The following is an 18,641-nucleotide window of genomic DNA, read 5'->3' on the forward strand; positions in this document are numbered from 1 at the left end:
ATGGTCCGTGACGACAGAACGCGAGTGTGATCAGCTGCTGGTGGAGCGCGTCCAGGCCGGGGACCGGCAGGCGTTCGACCTGCTTGTGGCCAAGTACCAGCGCCGCCTGATGCGGCTGGTGTCGCGGCTGGTGCACGACCCGGCCGAGGCCGAAGATGTTGTGCAGGAGACGTTTATTAAAGCGTTCCGGGCACTGCGGCATTTTCGGGGCGACTCGGCGTTCTATACTTGGCTTTACCGAATAGGAATCAACACTGCAAAAAACTTTCTTGTAACCCAAGGCCGCCGGGCGCCGACCTCGACCGAGACGGATGCCGAGCGTGCCGAGGGGTTCGACGACGCAGACAGCCTGCGCGACATCAACACACCGGAATCTATGCTTGCCAGCAAGCAGATCGCCCACACGGTCAACGCGGCCATGGAAGCGCTGCCCCTCGAACTGCGCACGGCGATCGTCCTGCGCGAGATCGAGGGACTGAGCTACGAAGAGATATCCGAAGTGATGGCCTGTCCCATAGGCACCGTGCGCAGCCGGATCTTCCGCGCGCGCGAAGTCATCGCCGAGAAATTGCGCCCTTTGCTCGATTTCCCGGTTGACAAACGTCGGTAGGTAGCGAGATCGTAGACAGGCGCAGCACATCTTGAACATACCGACAGATACACCGATGGACACCAACAAAAAAATCCGCGAACACATCTCCGCCCTGGGCGACGGCGAGCTGCCGGAAGCCGAGCTGGAGCTGGCGTTCGCCGCGTTGCAGGAACCCGGCGGGCGCGAGGCCTGGGACCTGTACCACCGCATCGGCGACGTGCTGCGCGCGCAGCCTGTGCCGGATCTGTCGCCCGGGTTCGCGGCCAGGCTGGCGGCCCGGCTGGCGGCCGAGCCGATGTCCGTGAAGCGTGCGCCGGTCGGCACGACCGAGGCGGAGGCGCCATCCTCCGCGCCTGCGCTGACGAATCCCGCGTCATCGTAGGGTTGGCGGCTACGCCGCCGACGCGGCGATTGTTTGCGGCGCCGATGTCGTGCCGGATGATCTTGCTGCAAACCGCCACCGCGTGGCGGCAGAGCCGCCAACCCTACGATCGCCGCACGGCCCGGCTATGCCGCGCGCCGCGACAAAGCGCTGATTTTGCCTTACCATTCAGTCAATCTCAGCCCAGTCCATCGCCACCCCATGCCTAGCAAAACCGCCACCCTGATCCTGTCGGCACTGCTCGTGTCCGGCTCTTCCGCATTGCTCGCTTCCCCAGCCGCCACCGGCGCCGCACCCGTCCCGACCCCGCTCGTCACCGGCTTGCCGGACTTCACCGACCTGGTCGACAAGGTCAGCCCGGCCGTGGTCAACATCCGCACCACCGAGCGCGTGCGCGCCGGCAGCGGCATGCCGGGCGAGGAAGAGATGCAGGAATTCCTGCGCCGCTTCTTCGGCGGCCAGATCCCGCGCGGCGGCGGCGGGCGCCGCGGTCCCCAGCAGCAGCCCGAGGAGCAGGAAGTGCAGCGCGGCGTGGGCTCGGGCTTCATCATTTCCGACGACGGCTTCGTGCTCACCAACGCCCACGTGGTCGAGGGCGCCGACGAAGTCACCGTGACCCTCAACGACCGCCGCGAATTCAAGGCCAAGGTGCTGGGCGCCGACCGCCGCTCGGACGTGGCCCTGCTCAAGCTGGCCGCGACCGGCCTGCCTTACCTGCGCACCGGCGACTCCAGCAAGATCCGGGTCGGCGAATGGGTGGTCGCGATCGGCTCGCCCTTCAACCTCGACAACACCGTGACCGCCGGCATCATCTCGGCCAAGTCGCGCGATACCGGCGAATACCTGCCGCTGATCCAGAGCGACGTGGCGGTCAATCCCGGCAACTCGGGCGGCCCCCTGATCAACATGCGCGGCGAGGTGATCGGCATTAACTCCCAGATCGCCACCCTGTCCGGCGCCTACAACGGGATTTCCTTCGCCGTGCCGATCGACGAAGTGATCCGCGTGGCCGACCAGCTCAAGAAGACCGGACGCGTCACCCGCGGCCGCCTGGGCGTGCAGATCAGCGAAGTCACGCGCGACGTGGCCGAGTCGCTCGGCCTGGGCAAGGCGCGCGGCGCCGAAGTCTCGATGGTCGAGCAGGGCGGCCCGGCGGAGAAGGGCGGCATCAAGGTCGGCGACATCATCCTCAAGTTCAACGGCCAGCCGATCGAGACCACCCGCGACCTGCCGCGCCTGGTGGGCGCGTCCAAGGTCGGCAGCCGCGCGACCGTCACCGTGTGGCGCCGCGGCACCCAGCTCGACGTGCCGGTCACCATCGTCGAACTGCAGGACGAAAAGACCACCCCGGCCAAGCCGCAGCCCAAGAAGCCGGCGCCGAGCGCCGCGCCCAACGTCCTCGGGCTCAACGTATCGGGCCTGAGCGCCCAGCAGCACCGCGAACTCGGGATCGAGGGCGGGGTGCTGGTCGAGAACGCCCAGGGCAATGCGGCCACCGCCGGCATCCGGCCGGGCGACCTCATCCTGCAGGTGAACAATGCCCCGGTGACCGACGAGGCCCAGTTCAATGGGCTGATCGGCAAGCTCGATCCCAAGAAGCCGGTGGCCCTGCTGGTGCGGCGCGAGAACGTCACCCAATATGTCGTGATCAAGCCGCGCCAATGATGGGGGCGATTCCTTTCACCCTGTATTCGCGCGTCTGGTGCCACCTGTGCGAGGACATGCTGGCGGCCCTCCAGGCCCTGGAGGAGCCCGGCCGGCCGTTCGCGATCACGGTTCTCGACGTGGACGCCGACCCGGCCCTGGAAGCGCGCTTCAACGAGCTGGTGCCGGTGCTGTACGGCGACCCGGACGGCCCGGAGCTCTGCCATTACTTCCTGGATGAAGCGGCGGTGCGGACCTACGTGGCCAGCTTCAGCACCGCCGCGGCCTGAGCGCGCACGCCCGTCCGCGCCTGCTCCGGGACAGGCCAAGCCTTGTTTCGGCTGTTTTGGCCCGCAGATATGCCTGCCGGCGCCCCGGAAACCGGGCTTTCTGCCTCGAAATCCGGTAAAATGCCGGGTCGGAAAGCTTCTATCGCTGTGATGATCGCCGCATAAACGTTTTTCCCGCTGTTGACCAGGCGCTGCCTGGGGACCCTCGCGGCCCCGGATGCGGCGCTTTTTTCGTATTTCCGCTGCCTGCCACCGTGCTGTGCGGCGCCCGGATGCCGGCCTTGTGCGGCCCTTTTGGTTTTGAGCTTTGTTAATGAACAACATACGTAACTTTTCCATCATCGCCCACATCGACCACGGCAAATCGACCCTCGCGGACCGCATCATCCAGCTGTGCGGCGGCCTGTCGGAGCGCGAGATGGACGCGCAGGTGCTCGACTCGATGGATCTGGAGCGCGAGCGCGGCATCACCATCAAGGCCCAGACCGCGGCGCTGCAGTACAAGGCGCGCGACGGCCAGACCTACAACCTGAACCTGATCGACACCCCCGGCCACGTCGACTTCAGCTATGAAGTCTCGCGCTCGCTGTCCGCCTGCGAAGGCGCGCTGCTGGTGGTCGACGCGTCCCAGGGCGTGGAAGCCCAGACCGTGGCCAACTGCTACACCGCGCTCGACCTGGGCGTGGAAGTGGTGCCGATCCTGAACAAGATCGACCTGCCGCACGCCGACCCGGACAACGCCAAGAAGGAAATCGAGGACGTGATCGGCATCGACGCCTCGGACGCGACCACCTGCTCGGCCAAGACCGGCCTGGGCGTGGAAGACGTGCTCGAGACCCTGATCGCCAAGGTCCCGCCGCCCAAGGGCGACCCGGAGGCGCCGCTGCAGGCCCTGATCGTCGACTCCTGGTACGACCCTTACGTGGGCGTCGTGATGCTGGTGCGCGTGGTCAACGGCGTCCTGCGCCCGAAAGAAAAGATCCTGCTGATGGCGACCGGTTCGGTGAACCTGGTCGAGAGCGTCGGCGTGTTCACCCCGCGTTCGGTCTCGCTGCCGGAACTGTCCGCAGGGCAGGTGGGCTTCATCATCGCCGGCATCAAGGAACTGACCGCCGCCAAGGTGGGCGACACCGTCACCCTGGCGAGCAAGCCGGCCTTGGCCCCGCTGCCGGGCTTCAAGGAAGTCCAGCCGCAGGTGTTCGCCGGCCTGTTCCCGGTGGAAGCGAACCAGTACGACGCGCTGCGCGACTCGCTGGAAAAGCTGAAGCTGAACGACGCCGCCCTGATGTACGAGCCGGAAGTCTCGCAGGCGCTGGGCTTCGGCTTCCGCTGCGGCTTCCTGGGCCTGCTGCACATGGAGATCGTGCAGGAACGCCTCGAGCGCGAATTCGACATGGACCTGATCACCACCGCCCCGACCGTCGTGTACGAGGTCGAGATGCGCGACGGCTCCATGGTCCGCGTCGACAACCCGTCGAAGATGCCGGAGCCGTCCAAGATCAACGAAGTGCGCGAGCCGATCGTCGACGTCAACCTGTACATGCCCCAGGAATACGTGGGCGCGGTGATGACCCTGTGTAACGGCAAGCGCGGCGTCCAGATGGACATGGCCTACCACGGCCGCCAGGTCAAGCTGCACTACGAGATCCCGATGGCCGAGATCGTGCTGGACTTCTTCGACCGCCTGAAGTCGACCTCGCGCGGCTATGCCTCGATGGACTACGAGTTCAAGGAATACCGCGCCGCCGACGTGGTCAAGGTCGACATGCTGATCAACAGCGAGAAGGTCGATGCGCTGGCGATCATCGTGCACCGCGCTAACGCGCCTTACCGCGGCCGCCAGGTCGCCGCCAAGATGCGCGAACTGATCCCGCGCCAGATGTTCGACGTGGCGATCCAGGCCGCCATCGGCGCCACCATCATCTCGCGCGAGAACGTCAAGGCGCTGCGCAAGAACGTGCTGGCCAAGTGCTACGGCGGCGACATCAGCCGCAAGAAGAAACTGCTGGAAAAACAGAAAGCCGGTAAGAAGCGCATGAAGCAGGTCGGTTCCGTGGAGATTCCGCAGGAAGCCTTCCTCGCCATCCTCCAGGTGGAAGAAAAATAAATGAACCTGCAACCCATCTTGGGCAACTTTGCCCTGATCCTGTTCGTCGCCATGGTGATCACCGGTGTCATCTGGTGCCTGGATGTGTTCTACCTGGCCAAGGAGCGCCGCCGCAAGGCCGACGCCGCCCTGGCCGAGTACGACGCCCGCACCGCCAAGCTGGTGGCGGACGGGATCAAGGTCGACAACAACGGCAACCGCGCGGCGATCGAGCAGGCCCACCTGCGCCAGCCGACCTGGATCGAGTACTCGGGCAGCTTCTTCCCGGTGATCGCCCTGGTCTTCGTGCTGCGCTCCTTCCTGTGGGAGCCGTTCAAGATCCCGTCCTCGTCGATGGTGCCGACCCTGCTGGTGGGCGACTTCATCCTGGTAAACAAGTACACCTACGGTATCCGCCTGCCGATCATTAACAAAAAGATCATCCAGGTGAACGATCCCCAGCGCGGCGACGTGATGGTGTTCAAGTACCCGAAGGACATGAGCCAGGACTACATCAAACGCGTCATTGGTGTGCCGGGTGATAAAATCACCTACGAGAACAAGCGCCTGATGGTGAACGGCAAGCCGGTCGAGTACACGCCCCTGGACGACTACCTCGACGACCAGCACCCCGTCTACCACAAGCAGCTGGTGGAAAAGCTCCCGGGCAAGGATAGCGAGGTCGCTCACCGCATCCTGAATACCGACGGCCGCCCCACCTTCGATCTCGGCAATGTCGAGAACTTCCCGAACCGTGAAGCTTGCGACTATTCGTACGATAAATTTACCTGTATCGTACCGGAGGGCAACTATTTCATGTTAGGCGATAACCGAGACAACAGCCAGGACAGCCGCTATTGGGGTTTCGTCCCGGACAAGAACATCGTTGGCAAGGCGATCGTCGTTTGGATGAACTTCGGCAATCCCAAGCGGATTGGCGGCATCCGGTAACGCGGGGAGCGCAAGCAATGCAAGGCAATAAGAAGCACTATTTCGTGGGCGCCGAAAAAGGCATGTCGCTGACCGGCCTGATCGCCGTACTGGCGGTCCTCTGTGTCATGGCGCTATTCGCCATCAAGCTGATTCCGGCTTATCTCGAATACAACACGATCAAGGACGCGGTCGCCAAGGCCAAGGAAGCGGGCGGCACGCCGCGCGAGATGATCGCGGCCTACGACCGCAACGCCGAGATCAACAACGTGGAAGCCCTGCGCGGCCGCGACCTGGTGATCTCGCGCGACGGCGGCGAACCGGAAATCAGCTTCGCCTACGAAAAGCGGGTTCCGCTGATGGGCAACGTCAGCTTCGTGATCGACTTCGCCGGCAGCACCGACCCGAACGCGGCGGCGCCGGCTGCCGACACAGCCCAGTAACAACACACAGTACCCGGCCTGGCGCCGGGCGAGAGACGGCATCGACAATGAATCTTCAGTTATTGCAAACACGCTTGGGGTATACGTTTCGGGATGCCGGGCTGCTTCAGCAAGCCCTGACCCACCGTAGCCACAGCAGTTTGCATAACGAGCGCCTGGAATTCCTGGGCGACTCGATCCTGAACTGCGTCGTGGCCTCGATCCTGTACGAACGCTTCACGAACCTCGACGAAGGCGATTTGTCGCGCCTGCGCGCCAACCTGGTGAAGCAGCAGTCGCTGTTCGAGATCGCCCAGAAGCTGGAGCTGTCGCAGTTCCTGCGCCTGGGCGAGGGCGAGCTCAAGTCGGGCGGCTTCCGCCGTCCCTCGATCCTGGCCGACACCCTCGAAGCGCTGCTGGGCGCGATCTTCCTGGACACCGGCTTCGAGGCCGCGCGCGCCGTGATCCGCGCCTTCTACCTGCCCCTGCTGGACACGGTCGACCCGGCCACCCTGGGCAAGGACGCCAAGACCCTGCTGCAGGAATTCCTGCAGAGCAAGAAGATCTCGCTGCCGACCTATAACGTGGTGGCCACCCATGGCGCCGCCCACAGCCAGGAATTCGAAGTCGAATGCCTGGTGCCCAAGCTGAACATCCAGGTCTTCGGCCGCGGCGGCAGCCGCCGCGCCGGCGAGCAGGCCGCGGCCAGGCTCGCCCTCGAAGTCGCGCAGCAGGCCCTGACCAAGCCGGCAGGACGCAAGACCAAACCGCGCGCCGCCCAGCTCAAGCTGGCGGGCATCGCCACCATCCAGAGCGACGCGCCCGCTGCGCAAGCAGAACAACCAGGAACCACCCCATCATGAGCAGCACCCAAGAAGCCTTCCGCTGTGGCTACATCGCCATCGTCGGCCGCCCCAACGTCGGCAAGTCGACCCTGATGAACGTGCTGATCGGCGCCAAGGTGTCGATCACCTCGCGCAAGGCCCAGACCACGCGCCACCGCATCACCGGCATCCAGACCCGCGACGACGCCCAGTTCATCTATGTCGACACCCCGGGCTTCCAGACCCGCCACGCCAACGCCCTGAACAAGACGCTCAACAAGACCGTCTCGAACACGCTGACCTCGTCGGACGTGATCCTGTTCCTGGTGGAAGCCGGCACCTTCGGCCCGGCCGACGAGCAGGTGCTGAACCTGCTGCCCAAGAACGTGCCTGTGGTCCTGGTGATCAACAAGGCCGACCGCGTCAAGGACAAGGCGGTGCTGATGCCTTTCGCGCAAAAGATCGCCGCGCTGCGCGACTTCGCCGCCGTGGTGCCGGTCTCGGCCAAGCTGCGCTTCCAGGTCGACGCCCTGGAAAACGAGATCAAGCGCCACCTGCCGGAAAACGAGCCCATCTTCGGGCCGGACGACATCACCGACCGCAGCGAGAAATTCCTGGCCGCCGAGATCGTGCGCGAAAAGGTGTTCCGCCTGCTGGGCGACGAGCTGCCCTATACCAGCACCGTCGTGATCGAGCAGTTCGAGCAGGAAGGCAATTTGCGCCGCATCTTCGCCGCCATCCTGGTCGAGCGCGATACGCACAAGTCCATGATCATCGGTAACAAGGGCGCCAGGTTGAAGGAAATCTCGACCCAGTCGCGCCTGGACATGGAAAAGCTGTTCGGCGGCCCCGTGTACCTGGAAATCTGGGTCAAGGTCAAATCCGGCTGGGCCGACAACGAAGCGGGCCTGCGCGCCTACGGCTACGAGTAAGCGGCGCAGGGGGATCCCCAGGAACGCATGCCCAGCCACGACGACCTCGACGATGCCCAAGCGCTGATCGCGTCCAGTGCGCCTGCGAGCGCGCCCGCGCCCGAGCGGCGCATCCGTCCGCGCACGACCCAGCGCGAGGGCAGGGTGGTGGGCCAGCCGGGCTTCGTGCTGCACAGCTACCCCTACAAGGAAACCAGCCTCATCGTCGACATGTTCACGCGCGACCACGGCCGCGTGGGCCTGGTCGCCAAGGGCGCCAAGCGCCCGCTGTCGAAGCTGCGCGGGGTGCTGCAGACCTTCCAGCCCTTGTCCGTCTCCTTCAGCGGCAAGTCCGAGCTGCGCACCCTGATCGATGCCGAATGGGTGGGCGGCATGCTGCCCCTGGAAAAGACCGCGCTGCTGTGCGGCTTCTACCTCAACGAATTGCTGGTCAAGCTGCTGGCCCGCGACGACAAGCATCCGGCCTTGTTCGATCACTACGTCTCGACCCTGAACCAGCTGGCCCACGGCGAACCTGCGCAAATCGTCTTGCGAAAGTTCGAAAGGGCCTTACTTAAGGAAACGGGCGTCGCCGCCGACCTCGGCCGCTGCACGACGACGCGCGCGCCGGTGGAGCCGGAGGCCAGCTATGTGGTCGACCCCGAGCGCGGCCCGCGCCAGGCGGTCGTCAGCGACGTTTGGCCCGTGGTCAGCGGCAAGTGTTTGATCGACATGGAGCGCGACGACTACGCCGATCCGGCCACCCTGGCGCAGAGCAAGCAGCTGATGCGCTTCCTGCTGGCGCACCACCTGGGCGGCCAGCCGCTCAACACGCGCCAGATTTTGATCGATTTAATGCAGTTATAACCACGAATAAGACCATGAGCTTCCTGCAACCTGCCGGCCCGGTGATCGACCTGGGCGTGAACATCGACCACATCGCCACCGTGCGCAATGCCCGCGGCACCGTGTATCCGGACCCGATCCGCGCGGCGCTGCTGGCCGAGCAGGCGGGCGCCGACCTGATCACCCTGCACCTGCGCGAGGACCGCCGCCACATCAAGGATGCCGACGTGCTGGCGCTGCGCCCGCAGCTGGCCACCCGCATGAACCTGGAAGCGGCGGTGACGCGCGAGATGATCGACTTCGCCTGCCGGGTGAAGCCCCAGGACGTGTGCCTGGTGCCCGAGCGCCGCGAAGAGGTGACCACCGAGGGCGGCCTGGACGTGGTGCGCCACTACAAGGAAGTCGAGGCCGCCGTGCAGCAGCTCAAGCAGGAAGGCATCCGCGTGTCGCTGTTCATCGATGCGGACGAACAGCAGATCGAAGCCTCGCGCGCCGTCGGCGCCACCGTGATCGAGCTGCACACCGGCGCCTACGCGGAAGCGGAAGGCGAGGAAGCGCTGCGCGAGCTGGAGCGCATCAAAGCCGGCGTGCATGCCGGCGTGACGCGCGGCCTGCGCGTGAACGCGGGCCACGGGCTGCATTACACCAATGTGCAGCCGGTGGCCGCGATCCGCGACATCCACGAGCTGAACATCGGCCATGCGATCGTCGCCCATGCGCTGTTCGCGGGCTGGGAAAACGCGGTGCGCGAGATGAAGGCGATCATGGTCGCGGCGCGCCTGGGCGTATCGTATGCGAACGGAAAAGTCGGGGGCTGACGTGATCTACGGCATCGGCACCGACATCGTCCAGATCTCGCGTGTCGAGGCCGCCCTCGCACGCAGCGGCCCGCGCTTCGCCGAGAAGATCCTCGGCCCGCAGGAGCTGGAAAAATACCACGCGCGCAGCGCCAAGAACGCCGTGCGCGGCCTGCGCTTCCTGGCGACCCGCTTTTCGGCCAAGGAAGCGTTCTCGAAAGCCATCGGCCTGGGCATGCGCATGCCCATGACCTGGCGGTCGATGCAGATGCTGAATGCCCCGAGCGGCAAGCCCGTCATCGTCTGCAGCGGCGATCTCGAACAATTCATGCGCGCCAACCGGCTCAGCGCCCAGGTGTCGATCAGCGACGAAGCCGACTATGGTGTCGCCTTCGTGATCGTGACCCAGGACCTCAGCCAGTCCACCCTATAGCGATTCGCCAGTGACCAAGGAAGTACAACCCCCAGCGCAGCCGGGCCTGCCGGCGCCCACCAACGAAGTGGCGGAGGCGCCCGCGAGCTATGCGGCGTCGGCAGGCGCCGCGATGCCGGCCGCGCCTTCGAAGCCTGCACGCACCCGCAAACCGAAGGCCGCGGCGCCCCAACCCCCTGAACTGCGCGTGCGTCCGGACGCCTGGCAGGCCAGGAAGGAAGAGATGGCGGCGACCCTGAGCAAGGACGCCGAGGGAGGCGTGCAGCCCAGCGCCTCGGCGCGCGACCAGGTGCTGGCGACGGTGGCCAAGCTGCCCGACCTGCCGGGCGTCTACCGCTACCTCGACGCCAACGGCGGGGTGCTGTACGTCGGCAAGGCGCGCAACCTCAAGAAGCGCGTGTCGAGCTACTTCCAGAAGACCTTGTCGAGCCCGCGCATCGCGATGATGGTGTCGCAGATCGCGAACCTGGAAACCACGGTGACCAGCAGCGAGGCCGAGGCCCTGATCCTGGAAAACAACCTGATCAAGTCGCTCAAGCCCCGCTACAACATCCTGTTCCGCGACGACAAGTCCTACCCCTACATCAAGATCTCCAGCGGCGAAGCGCCCCGCATGTCCTACTACCGCGGCTCGCTGGACAAGAAGAACCAGTACTTCGGGCCTTTCCCGAGCGGCTGGGCGGCCAAGGAATCGATGCAGCTGCTGCAGAAGGTCTTCATGCTGCGCACCTGCGAGGACAGCGTCTACAGCAACCGCACGCGTCCCTGCCTGCTGCACCAGATCGGCCGCTGCAGCGCGCCCTGCGTGAACCTGATCGCGCCGGAGGACTACAAGCGCGACGTCGACAACGCCGCGCGCTTCCTGCGCGGACGCCAGACCGAGGTGCTGGACGACCTGCAGGCCAAGATGCAGGGCTATGCCATGGAGCTCAAGTTCGAGCGGGCGGCCTCGGTGCGCAACCAGATCCAGGCGCTGTCGAAAGTGCTGCACGCGCAGAGCATGGAGACCACCGGCGACGCCGATGTCGACGTGATCGCCGTGGTGGTGCAGGGCGGGCGCGCCTGCGTCAACCTGGCCATGGTGCGCGGCGGCCGCCACCTGGGCGACCGCGCCTACTTCCCGACCCACGTGGGCGAATCGCTGGGAGAATGTCCGATCGAGGTCGAGGTGCTGTGCGCCTTCCTGGCCCAGCACTACAGCGGCCAGTTCATTCCGGGCACGCTGATCCTGAACATCGAGTTCGACCAGCCGGAGCTGATCATGGCGCTCGCCGAGCAGTGCGGACACCGCATCAACCTGGTGTTCCAGCCGCAGGGGCAGCGCCGTCAGTGGCTGGAGATGGCCTGCAAGGGCGCCGAGATCGCGCTGGCGCGCCTGCTGTCCGAGCAGGGATCGCAGCAGGCGCGCACCCAGGCGCTGGCCGATGTGCTGGAGCTGGACAACGATGATCTCGAGTCCCTGCGCATCGAGTGCTTCGACATCAGCCACACGGCGGGCGAGGCGACCCAGGCCTCGTGCGTGGTGTTCCACCATCACCAGATGCAGAACGGCGAGTACCGGCGCTTCAACATCAACGGCATCACGCCGGGCGACGACTACGCGGCGATGCGCCAGGTGCTGACCCGCCGCTACGAGCGGGTGGCGAACGGCGAGGGCGTCGTGCCGGACATCGTGCTGGTGGACGGCGGCAAGGGCCAGGTCGAGATGGCGCGCCAGGTGTTCGAGGAACTGGGGCTGGATATCTCGCTGATCGTGGGCGTGGCGAAAGGGGAGGGGCGCCGGGTGGGCCTGGAGACCCTGATCTTCGCCGACGGCCGCGCGCCCAAGGAGCTGGGCAAGGAGTCGGCGGCCCTGATGCTGGTGGCGATGATCCGCGACGAGGCGCACCGCTTCGCGATCACCGGCATGCGCGCCAAGCGCGCCAAGGCCCGCCAGGCCTCGCGCCTGGAGGAGATCGAGGGCATCGGCGCCAAGCGCCGCCAGAAGCTGCTGGCGCGCTTCGGCGGGCTGCGCGGGGTGATCGACGCCAGCGTGGAGGACTTGATGACCGTGGAGGGCATCTCGAGCACGCTGGCGGAGGAGATTTATCGGCAGCTGCACTAACGGAACCGGGGCGATGCCCCGGTTTTGTTTTTAGAGGTGTGCTTCGAACTTGGGCGGAACAATGCCAGTGGCATTGTTCCGGCCTTCGCCGGAACGACGTACTAAAGCAGCGGGCCGCAATAGCGACTTCGACACGCGCCTTTAAAACCGTCATCCCGGGACTCGGCGTCCCCCTTGGCCGGGATCCAAGTTTGCCCGCACACCCAAAGCTCATACACTCGCTCCATACAGATGAGCTACCTGTTCCAATCCCCAATACCCATGTAGACTAGCGGCGCAAGCACTTTTCGCGGAATTTAGCCGTTACCTTATGCCTTTCAACATCCCGATTCTCCTGACCTGGTTACGCGTAGCGCTCATTCCCCTGGTTGTCGGTGTCTACTACCTGCCCACCCATTGGCTGCCGCTGGCCGACCGCAACCTGGCCGCGACCCTCGTCTTCATCGTCGCCGCCGTCACCGACTGGTTCGACGGCTACCTGGCGCGCCGCTGGAACCAGGTCTCCGCCTTCGGCGCCTTCCTCGACCCCGTGGCCGACAAGCTGATGGTGGCCGGCGCCCTGCTGGTGCTGGTCCAGCTGGACCGTGTCAACGCCATCATCGCCTTCATCATCATCGGCCGCGAGATCACCATCTCGGCCCTGCGCGAATGGATGGCCGAGATCGGCGCCAGGAAATCAGTAGCGGTCAGCTCGCTCGGCAAGATCAAGACCGCCGCCCAGATGACCGCCATCCCCATGCTGCTGTTCCACGACCGCCTGCTGGGCGTGCTCGACACCCACTACTGGGGCGAGTACCTGCTGTGGATCGCGGGCGTGCTGACAGTGTGGTCGATGCTGTACTACCTGCGCCGCGCCTGGCCCCTCATCAAGGAAAAAGCGGGGACGATGTAATTTGTTCTGTGGCATCCTTGACGTACAGAATAGAATCTCTATAATGCCTGCCTGTTGCGACGACATCGCAGCAGAGTAAGACGAAGCGGGAGTAGCTCAGTTGGTAGAGCGCAACCTTGCCAAGGTTGAGGTCGAGAGTTCGAGACTCTTCTCCCGCTCCAAGATTGCAGAAATGGCAGCAGTCTTGGAAAAACGTCAAAGTTCTGCGATAATCGATGTCTTGTACGCGGGAGTAGCTCAGTTGGTAGAGCGCAACCTTGCCAAGGTTGAGGTCGAGAGTTCGAGACTCTTCTCCCGCTCCAGTTAAAGCTGGCGCGGCAAATATGTAAGACTCCAATGCGGGAGTAGCTCAGTTGGTAGAGCGCAACCTTGCCAAGGTTGAGGTCGAGAGTTCGAGACTCTTCTCCCGCTCCAAAGGTTTTACGAAAAACACGTTGTACTCCTAAGCGGGAGTAGCTCAGTTGGTAGAGCGCAACCTTGCCAAGGTTGAGGTCGAGAGTTCGAGACTCTTCTCCCGCTCCAGAATTCCGAGAAGACTTTCCCTTCTCCTGTTGATGCGGCACATAACCCGCCGGCTCAGCAGATCTACACTATCTTCTGGCGAGGTAGCAAAGCGGTTATGCAGCGGCCTGCAAAGCCGTCTAGACGGGTTCGACTCCCGTCCTCGCCTCCAGAATATCGCACACCTAGGAATAGGTGCTGATCTAGATCAGATGAATGGCCTCCAAAATGGAGGCCATTTTTTTGTCCGCAGATGTTTCGCACATATACGCGCGCGATGTGAGCAGCGGCGCACACTGCGTTGGGAAGCCGCGTGGCCGCCTACCGGGCCCGACGCGGGCAGAATGGCCTGTGCACGACCATGCGCATCCAGGTGTCGCGGCGCTAATTGGCAATCCATGGCCAGTCGGTAATTGCAGCAGGCCCGCGCGCTAGTCACCGCGCTGGCTGCCCGAGCCGTATGGATGTGTGATTACAGGGCGCGCATCGGGAAACAGGTTTCGGAATTGCGCGATGTCGCTGCCGCCCGCATCGATCCACGCACGCGCTTCTGCGACCCGTCCGAGCTCCTCAAAGCAGTACACGCCACCGTTGAGCGTGACTTCATTTGTCAGTTCCATTCTTCTCTCTTCCGTGCCGACCGGCACTGCTATGGAACGCGATAGGCCATGCAAGGCTGTCCAGGCAGGACGAGGCGCGTTTTCGCCTCTAGTGCATCCTTTCCCTCGCCGGAGGTCGGATTCAGCTTGGGAAAGGGATACCCGGCATGTCCAGCCCGGTCAGTCCTTCATGCTGTCCCAGCCGTGGTGCAAGGCCGCCCTGATCTCTTCCCATGTCTCTGCCATGGAGTTCCGCCACCGCGACTATTTCGACCACGCGCTTGCCATCTTCAAGGCAACCGGGGCCGACCCGGTCTGGCTGCAGCTGGAACTGACCGAGAGCGTGCTGATGCGCGACGTCGCGGCCAGTGCCGGCTTGCTCGCGAAGTTCAAGGCGATGGGCGTGCAGATTGCCGTCGATGACTTCGGCACCGGCTATTCCAGCCTCAGTTACCTGAACCAGTTTCCGATCGATGTGCTCAAGATCGACCAGTCCTTCGTCAGGGCGATCGATGGTAGTGCGGAAAGAAACGGCGCCATCGTGAGCGCCGTGATCGGCATGGGAAGGAGCCTGCACCAGCGTGTCATCGCCGAAGGCATCGAGAATGCGGTCCAACTAGCCTTTCTCAAGCTGCACGGCTGTGGCGAGGGACAGGGCTATTTTTTCAGCAAGCCTGTCGACGCCGACCGGATGCGGGCGATGCTGCATGCAGGTGGGTGACTTCGGCTGGCTGGCTGCCGGCGGGCTGTTTTTGAACTGCCGGCATGGCCTTTTATGCGACCAACGACATGGTGCGTGACGGCCAGGGGATCCGGCATCTGTTGGTCCTGGCCGGCGGCATGTGCCACTAGATCGTCGTCCCGTTCGATGTTGTCTGAGGCCCGGCCGCGCGCGCTGCCAAGGCGGGCGCCTTCCGGAGCAATATGTTGCCGCTTGCTATTCCACAAAAATAGATTTGCAAATTGGCCGCACGCACGCGGAAATGAGCGCATAGTGTGATGGTCATACGCGATCTCAGCGATCGTCCTCTCCCAGACGGCATTTGCTGTGCTGCCATTCCCGCCGGACCTGTCCACGCATTGCGTCAGGCGCACCTGCATGTCCAATTTGTTATAACTTTTGAAAGGTACTTCATGTATCCATTCCCCCAATCCGTCAATCCCGCGTTGCGTTCGCATATCGATGCACAGAGCGCGTTCTACAACGAACTATCGCAAACGATCTCCGGCTCCCTGCAGCAGGTATTTCAGATGAACATGCAGCTGGGCCAGACCCTGTTCGAGGAAAGCGCCAGCACCGTCCGACGCATGCTGGCCACCGGAAGTCCGACCGACGCGCTGTCGGCGGCGGCATCGCGCGCCCAGCCCGCTGCCGACAAGTTGCGTTCGTACCAGCAGCAGTTGTCGCAGCTTGCCGCCAGCACCCAGGTCGACCTGACCCGCGTGACCGAGCAGCATGTCCAGGAAACGTCCCGTACCGCGCACGCCCTGGCCGACGAGGTGACGCGCGTCTCGGGTGAAGACATCGACAAAAGCTTGCGTCAACAAGCGGATGCGATGAAGAATTCGCGTGACGCCTTTCGGCAGGATGCTGAGCGCGGCGCCAGGGCCGGCGCCCAATTCTCAGGCAACCTGCAAAGCGGCGCCGACGGCGCGGGCGTGAAGCCCGACGGCCAAGCGCGTCCGTCCAGTGGTTCCGGCAACGCGCAAGGCGGCAACAACCAGGCCGGCAACAAGATCCCGTCCCCGGCGCGCTGACCTTGGGCGTCCTGGCCCCGACAGCGAGGTGTTGGGACGCCGCCGACCACGCGGTGTCGCCGTCGCCTTCATTTGCAGTAGCGTGTTTGGCCACGTCATCGAGGAAACGGCGCGCGCATTTGTCTCTGGCGGAACAGGCCATCGATGATCTTCCACTGAATGTACGCCGGCACATCGCAATAGCCCACGTTAAAAGGAACGATAATGAGCAAGAATCACGATTCGAAGAGAGCCACGAAAAAAGAACCGGCCAGGACGCCGAAGGAAAAAAAGGCAGACAAAAAAATTAAGAAGGCGGAGAAAATGCGCCAGCAATGACGAGTATCTTGCAGCTAGAATTCCTACTGAGTTCGCAAAGCAGGCCGTGAGGCGCGTCGGCCGCCGCCATAGGGGTTGACATGGCCTTGAGGCCTTATCGCCCCTGACGAGCAGGGCGATGTGGCATAACCTGCGGTTCTCGACTAAACGATTGATATCGCTGAGCGAAATACGCCCTGCAAAGCCGTCTAGACGGGTTCGACTCCCGTCCTCGCCTCCAGTTTATTCTTTATCCAGATCTGGATATTGATTCAAGTCAGACCAAAGCAAATCGCCGGCTCAGCCGGCGATTTGCTTTTGCGTCATCATCATGCGCTCGCGGCTTGAAGGCTGCTCGCAGGTATGTGCGACCTACACAGCTAGACCCGTCACGGTCGACGGTGTCGCGCCACTTGCCGCGCGACGAAACGTTGATGGCGAGACACCGGTGTGGTCTTTAAAAAATCTCGAGAAGTTGCCCGGTGCCGAGAATCCAAGATCCAAAGCCACTGAGGTCAAGGATTCTCCCTGGCTGATGAGCCGGCGCATTGCTTCCTCCACCCGTACTGCACTCCAGAACACCTGAGGCGTCGTATTGAGCTGATCGCGGAATAGCGTAAACAGGTGCGCTCTCGAAACGCCAACCCGGCTCGCTATCTCATCCACTGCAAACTTTTCGCTGACGTTTTCGCGCATCAGCGCAATCGCGGTACGCAAGCGGTGATCGAGCAAGGGCGGAAGCAGCCATTTCGTATCCCCGAAGCGCTCCCGGGTGACTGCATCGATGCTCGCGATAATGAGCTGCTCGACCAGTTCATCCAGCTTTTCTTCTGAATCCCGCGAGTAGAGGATGAGGTCAAGGATCTGCCAGCAGGCCTGGCGCAGGGCGGCATCGATTGGAATCCGGGGGGAGGGGAACACAAAAGGCCGTCCGGTCACCTTGCGGCGCTCGTTCAACCAGCTTCGTGAAATCATGAAGACCAGGAACACGGCAGGCCCATGCTGATCCAGCAGCGACATGTCATGCGATTGGTTCGCGTTCGTCGCCAGCCCAACGTTCTCGCAGTATTCCACCTCGTCCGCGCCAACCTTGGCCCGTGCCCGCGAACCACCTAGCCAGAACACGATCTGCGATTCCGAATGTGAATGCGCAACAAGATCACTACTGGCCTCAAGCACGATCGCTTGGCCGAACGCCCCTTCACGGAACGCGTACGCCGCTGTCATTGAATGTCTCCTTGCCAGTTTTTCTGGTCGATTTGTAGCTGGATTTTAACGCCTCCCTCCTGATAACGAGCATTCAGCGAAAAGATATCAGACTCCTTGATAAGTTATCCGACAGCTGGATAAGGCCCGGCATTCCCCGATAAGCGCGGCTTTTTCATCCTTCCTACACTCCCTGCACGGTTGATCGTTCCGCACCGGTTGGAACAGACCGCATCTAGGAGAAACAAGGAATGCAACTCGCTACTTATCAATACGACGGCCGCCGCTTTGTGGGAATCGTCAGCGCCGACGGTCAGAGCGTCATGCCGCTGGACCTGCCGCAAGCCGTCGCTGCAAAGGGCGTCCTCGCCGTGATCGAACTGCTGGCGAAAGGCGAAGCACTGCCGGCGGCGGCGGGCCAGGCTGTGTCGGTCGCGTCCGTGAACCTGGAGGCGCCGCTGCCCCAGCCGCGCCGCAATCTCTGGTGTGTCGGCCGCAATTACCACGCCCACGCAAAGGAATTGCAGACCTCGGTGTTCAAGGACAACGACAAGAACCCGGAGTCGTGGCCGATTGTGTTTACCAAGGTTCCGGAATGCGTGGTTGGCCCGACCGCCAATATCATCTTGCCAGGTGCGGCGATCTCCGAACAGATCGACTATGAAGCCGAGTTGGCGGTTGTCATCGGCAAAGGTGGCAAGAACATCACCCGCGACAACGCGATGGATCACGTGTTCGGCTACACGGTGGTCAACGACATTACCGCACGCGACGTCCAGATGCGTCACCAGCAGTGGGACATGGGCAAATCGTTCGACACCTTCTGCCCGATGGGACCATGGATCGTCACGGCCGACCAGCTCGACGGCACCAATACCCGCGTGCGTTGCTGGGTCAACGGCGAGCTGCGCCAGGACGGTCCGACCGAAAACCTCATCTTCGACATTCCCACGCTGATCGAGACTATCTCGCGCGGAATCACCCTTTATCCGGGCGATGTGATCGCGACCGGAACGCCGGCAGGCGTCGGCCTGGGCATGACGCCGCCGCGTTTCCTGGCGGCGGGCGATGTGGTACGGGTCGAGATCGACGGTATCGGCGCCATCGAAAACAAATTCGTTTAAGGA

The 18,641-nt window shown here is 63.4% G+C and carries 19 protein-coding genes and 5 tRNA genes; 22 read left to right on the forward strand and 2 right to left on the reverse strand.

Annotation, left to right across the window (positions count from 1 at the left end):
- Positions 1 to 7 precede the first annotated feature (7 nt).
- The 19 genes from rpoE (at position 8) to J8847_RS02665 (ending at position 13,826) form a co-directional block, all read left to right on the forward strand.
- Positions 8 to 610: an RNA polymerase sigma factor RpoE gene (gene rpoE / locus J8847_RS02575; RefSeq protein ID WP_211523127.1), complete on the forward strand. Its 603-nt coding sequence runs from the start codon at positions 8 to 10 to the stop codon at positions 608 to 610.
- Between the two features lie 31 nt (positions 611 to 641).
- Positions 642 to 974, forward strand: coding sequence for a sigma-E factor negative regulatory protein (locus J8847_RS02580; RefSeq protein ID WP_229429506.1), 333 nt, complete (start codon positions 642 to 644; stop codon positions 972 to 974).
- 201 nt (positions 975 to 1,175) lie between these two features.
- Positions 1,176 to 2,639, forward strand: a complete 1,464-nt coding sequence (locus J8847_RS02585; protein ID WP_211523128.1) for a Do family serine endopeptidase — start codon at positions 1,176 to 1,178, stop codon at positions 2,637 to 2,639.
- Positions 2,636 to 2,908 carry a glutaredoxin family protein gene (locus tag J8847_RS02590; RefSeq protein WP_229512461.1) on the forward strand — a complete coding sequence of 91 codons (273 nt, stop codon included), beginning with the start codon at positions 2,636 to 2,638 and terminating at the stop codon, positions 2,906 to 2,908. Before J8847_RS02585 ends, J8847_RS02590 begins: the two co-directional genes overlap by 4 nt.
- A gap of 313 nt (positions 2,909 to 3,221) precedes the next feature.
- Positions 3,222 to 5,015 (forward strand): translation elongation factor 4, encoded by a 1,794-nt coding sequence (lepA, locus tag J8847_RS02595; RefSeq protein WP_211523129.1) that lies wholly within the window; start codon positions 3,222 to 3,224, stop codon positions 5,013 to 5,015.
- Positions 5,016 to 5,945 (forward strand): signal peptidase I, encoded by a 930-nt coding sequence (gene lepB, locus J8847_RS02600; protein ID WP_211523130.1) that lies wholly within the window; start codon positions 5,016 to 5,018, stop codon positions 5,943 to 5,945.
- Positions 5,946 to 5,962: 17 nt separating this feature from the next.
- A complete protein-coding gene (locus J8847_RS02605; protein WP_211523131.1) occupies positions 5,963 to 6,367 on the forward strand; it encodes a DUF4845 domain-containing protein in 405 nt (134 codons plus the stop codon).
- A 74-nt stretch (positions 6,368 to 6,441) separates the two neighbouring features.
- Positions 6,442 to 7,209 carry a ribonuclease III gene (gene rnc / locus J8847_RS02610; RefSeq protein WP_229429508.1) on the forward strand — a complete coding sequence of 256 codons (768 nt, stop codon included), beginning with the start codon at positions 6,442 to 6,444 and terminating at the stop codon, positions 7,207 to 7,209.
- Positions 7,206 to 8,102, forward strand: coding sequence for a GTPase Era (era, locus tag J8847_RS02615; protein ID WP_211523133.1), 897 nt, complete (start codon positions 7,206 to 7,208; stop codon positions 8,100 to 8,102). Before rnc ends, era begins: the two co-directional genes overlap by 4 nt.
- 27 nt (positions 8,103 to 8,129) lie before the next feature.
- Entirely contained in the window at positions 8,130 to 8,948 is an 819-nt protein-coding gene (recO, locus tag J8847_RS02620; protein WP_211523134.1) for a DNA repair protein RecO, read from the forward strand.
- Positions 8,949 to 8,962: 14 nt separating this feature from the next.
- Complete coding sequence (locus tag J8847_RS02625) at positions 8,963 to 9,745, forward strand: pyridoxine 5'-phosphate synthase (protein ID WP_211523135.1); 783 nt, start codon at positions 8,963 to 8,965, stop codon at positions 9,743 to 9,745.
- A 1-nt stretch (position 9,746) separates the two neighbouring features.
- Positions 9,747 to 10,157 carry a holo-ACP synthase gene (acpS, locus tag J8847_RS02630; RefSeq protein ID WP_211523305.1) on the forward strand — a complete coding sequence of 137 codons (411 nt, stop codon included), beginning with the start codon at positions 9,747 to 9,749 and terminating at the stop codon, positions 10,155 to 10,157.
- Positions 10,158 to 10,380: 223 nt separating this feature from the next.
- The gene (uvrC, locus tag J8847_RS02635; protein ID WP_229429524.1) at positions 10,381 to 12,261 is read left to right on the forward strand and encodes an excinuclease ABC subunit UvrC; all 1,881 of its coding nucleotides are present in this window, start codon (positions 10,381 to 10,383) and stop codon (positions 12,259 to 12,261) included.
- Positions 12,262 to 12,571: 310 nt separating this feature from the next.
- Positions 12,572 to 13,153 carry a CDP-diacylglycerol--glycerol-3-phosphate 3-phosphatidyltransferase gene (gene pgsA, locus J8847_RS02640; RefSeq protein ID WP_211523136.1) on the forward strand — a complete coding sequence of 194 codons (582 nt, stop codon included), beginning with the start codon at positions 12,572 to 12,574 and terminating at the stop codon, positions 13,151 to 13,153.
- A gap of 85 nt (positions 13,154 to 13,238) precedes the next feature.
- Positions 13,239 to 13,314 (forward strand) — tRNA-Gly (locus J8847_RS02645).
- A 65-nt stretch (positions 13,315 to 13,379) separates the two neighbouring features.
- Positions 13,380 to 13,455: transfer RNA gene (locus tag J8847_RS02650), tRNA-Gly, on the forward strand.
- Between the two features lie 36 nt (positions 13,456 to 13,491).
- A tRNA-Gly gene (locus tag J8847_RS02655) sits at positions 13,492 to 13,567 on the forward strand.
- A 32-nt stretch (positions 13,568 to 13,599) separates the two neighbouring features.
- Positions 13,600 to 13,675: transfer RNA gene (locus J8847_RS02660), tRNA-Gly, on the forward strand.
- A gap of 77 nt (positions 13,676 to 13,752) precedes the next feature.
- Positions 13,753 to 13,826 (forward strand) — tRNA-Cys (locus J8847_RS02665).
- A gap of 259 nt (positions 13,827 to 14,085) precedes the next feature.
- Here the strand turns inward: J8847_RS02665 and J8847_RS24030 are convergent.
- Entirely contained in the window at positions 14,086 to 14,274 is a 189-nt protein-coding gene (locus J8847_RS24030) for a hypothetical protein (RefSeq protein WP_211527443.1), read from the reverse strand.
- Positions 14,275 to 14,443: 169 nt separating this feature from the next.
- Between J8847_RS24030 and J8847_RS02670 the strand changes: the two genes are divergently transcribed.
- The gene (locus J8847_RS02670; RefSeq protein WP_229512462.1) at positions 14,444 to 14,974 is read left to right on the forward strand and encodes an EAL domain-containing protein; all 531 of its coding nucleotides are present in this window, start codon (positions 14,444 to 14,446) and stop codon (positions 14,972 to 14,974) included.
- A 413-nt stretch (positions 14,975 to 15,387) separates the two neighbouring features.
- Entirely contained in the window at positions 15,388 to 16,011 is a 624-nt protein-coding gene (gene phaP, locus J8847_RS02675; protein WP_267876265.1) for a TIGR01841 family phasin, read from the forward strand.
- Between the two features lie 669 nt (positions 16,012 to 16,680).
- Here phaP and J8847_RS02680 read toward each other — a convergent pair.
- Positions 16,681 to 17,535: a helix-turn-helix domain-containing protein gene (locus tag J8847_RS02680; RefSeq protein WP_211523139.1), complete on the reverse strand. Its 855-nt coding sequence runs from the start codon at positions 17,533 to 17,535 to the stop codon at positions 16,681 to 16,683.
- A gap of 230 nt (positions 17,536 to 17,765) precedes the next feature.
- On the opposite strand from J8847_RS02680, the gene J8847_RS02685 reads away from it, so the two are divergent.
- A complete protein-coding gene (locus tag J8847_RS02685; protein WP_211523140.1) occupies positions 17,766 to 18,638 on the forward strand; it encodes a fumarylacetoacetate hydrolase family protein in 873 nt (290 codons plus the stop codon).
- Positions 18,639 to 18,641: the final 3 nt, after the last annotated feature.

The sequence above is a fragment of the Massilia sp. AB1 genome (assembly GCF_018119385.1).
Lineage (GTDB): Bacteria > Pseudomonadota > Gammaproteobacteria > Burkholderiales > Burkholderiaceae_D > Telluria.

Coding starts and splice junctions, on each gene's coding strand:
- J8847_RS02585 (WP_211523128.1), top strand. CDS start 1,176: ATGCCTAGCAAAACCGCCACCCTGATCCTGTCGGCACTGCTCGTGTCC.
- recO (WP_211523134.1), top strand. CDS start 8,130: ATGCCCAGCCACGACGACCTCGACGATGCCCAAGCGCTGATCGCGTCC.
- era (WP_211523133.1), top strand. CDS start 7,206: ATGAGCAGCACCCAAGAAGCCTTCCGCTGTGGCTACATCGCCATCGTC.
- J8847_RS02625 (WP_211523135.1), top strand. CDS start 8,963: ATGAGCTTCCTGCAACCTGCCGGCCCGGTGATCGACCTGGGCGTGAAC.
- J8847_RS02590 (WP_229512461.1), top strand. CDS start 2,636: ATGATGGGGGCGATTCCTTTCACCCTGTATTCGCGCGTCTGGTGCCAC.
- J8847_RS02685 (WP_211523140.1), top strand. CDS start 17,766: ATGCAACTCGCTACTTATCAATACGACGGCCGCCGCTTTGTGGGAATC.
- pgsA (WP_211523136.1), top strand. CDS start 12,572: ATGCCTTTCAACATCCCGATTCTCCTGACCTGGTTACGCGTAGCGCTC.
- lepA (WP_211523129.1), top strand. CDS start 3,222: ATGAACAACATACGTAACTTTTCCATCATCGCCCACATCGACCACGGC.
- phaP (WP_267876265.1), top strand. CDS start 15,388: ATGTATCCATTCCCCCAATCCGTCAATCCCGCGTTGCGTTCGCATATC.
- lepB (WP_211523130.1), top strand. CDS start 5,016: ATGAACCTGCAACCCATCTTGGGCAACTTTGCCCTGATCCTGTTCGTC.
- J8847_RS24030 (WP_211527443.1), bottom strand. CDS start 14,274: ATGGAACTGACAAATGAAGTCACGCTCAACGGTGGCGTGTACTGCTTT.
- uvrC (WP_229429524.1), top strand. CDS start 10,381: ATGGCGGCGACCCTGAGCAAGGACGCCGAGGGAGGCGTGCAGCCCAGC.
- J8847_RS02670 (WP_229512462.1), top strand. CDS start 14,444: ATGCTGTCCCAGCCGTGGTGCAAGGCCGCCCTGATCTCTTCCCATGTC.
- J8847_RS02605 (WP_211523131.1), top strand. CDS start 5,963: ATGCAAGGCAATAAGAAGCACTATTTCGTGGGCGCCGAAAAAGGCATG.
- J8847_RS02680 (WP_211523139.1), bottom strand. CDS start 17,535: ATGACAGCGGCGTACGCGTTCCGTGAAGGGGCGTTCGGCCAAGCGATC.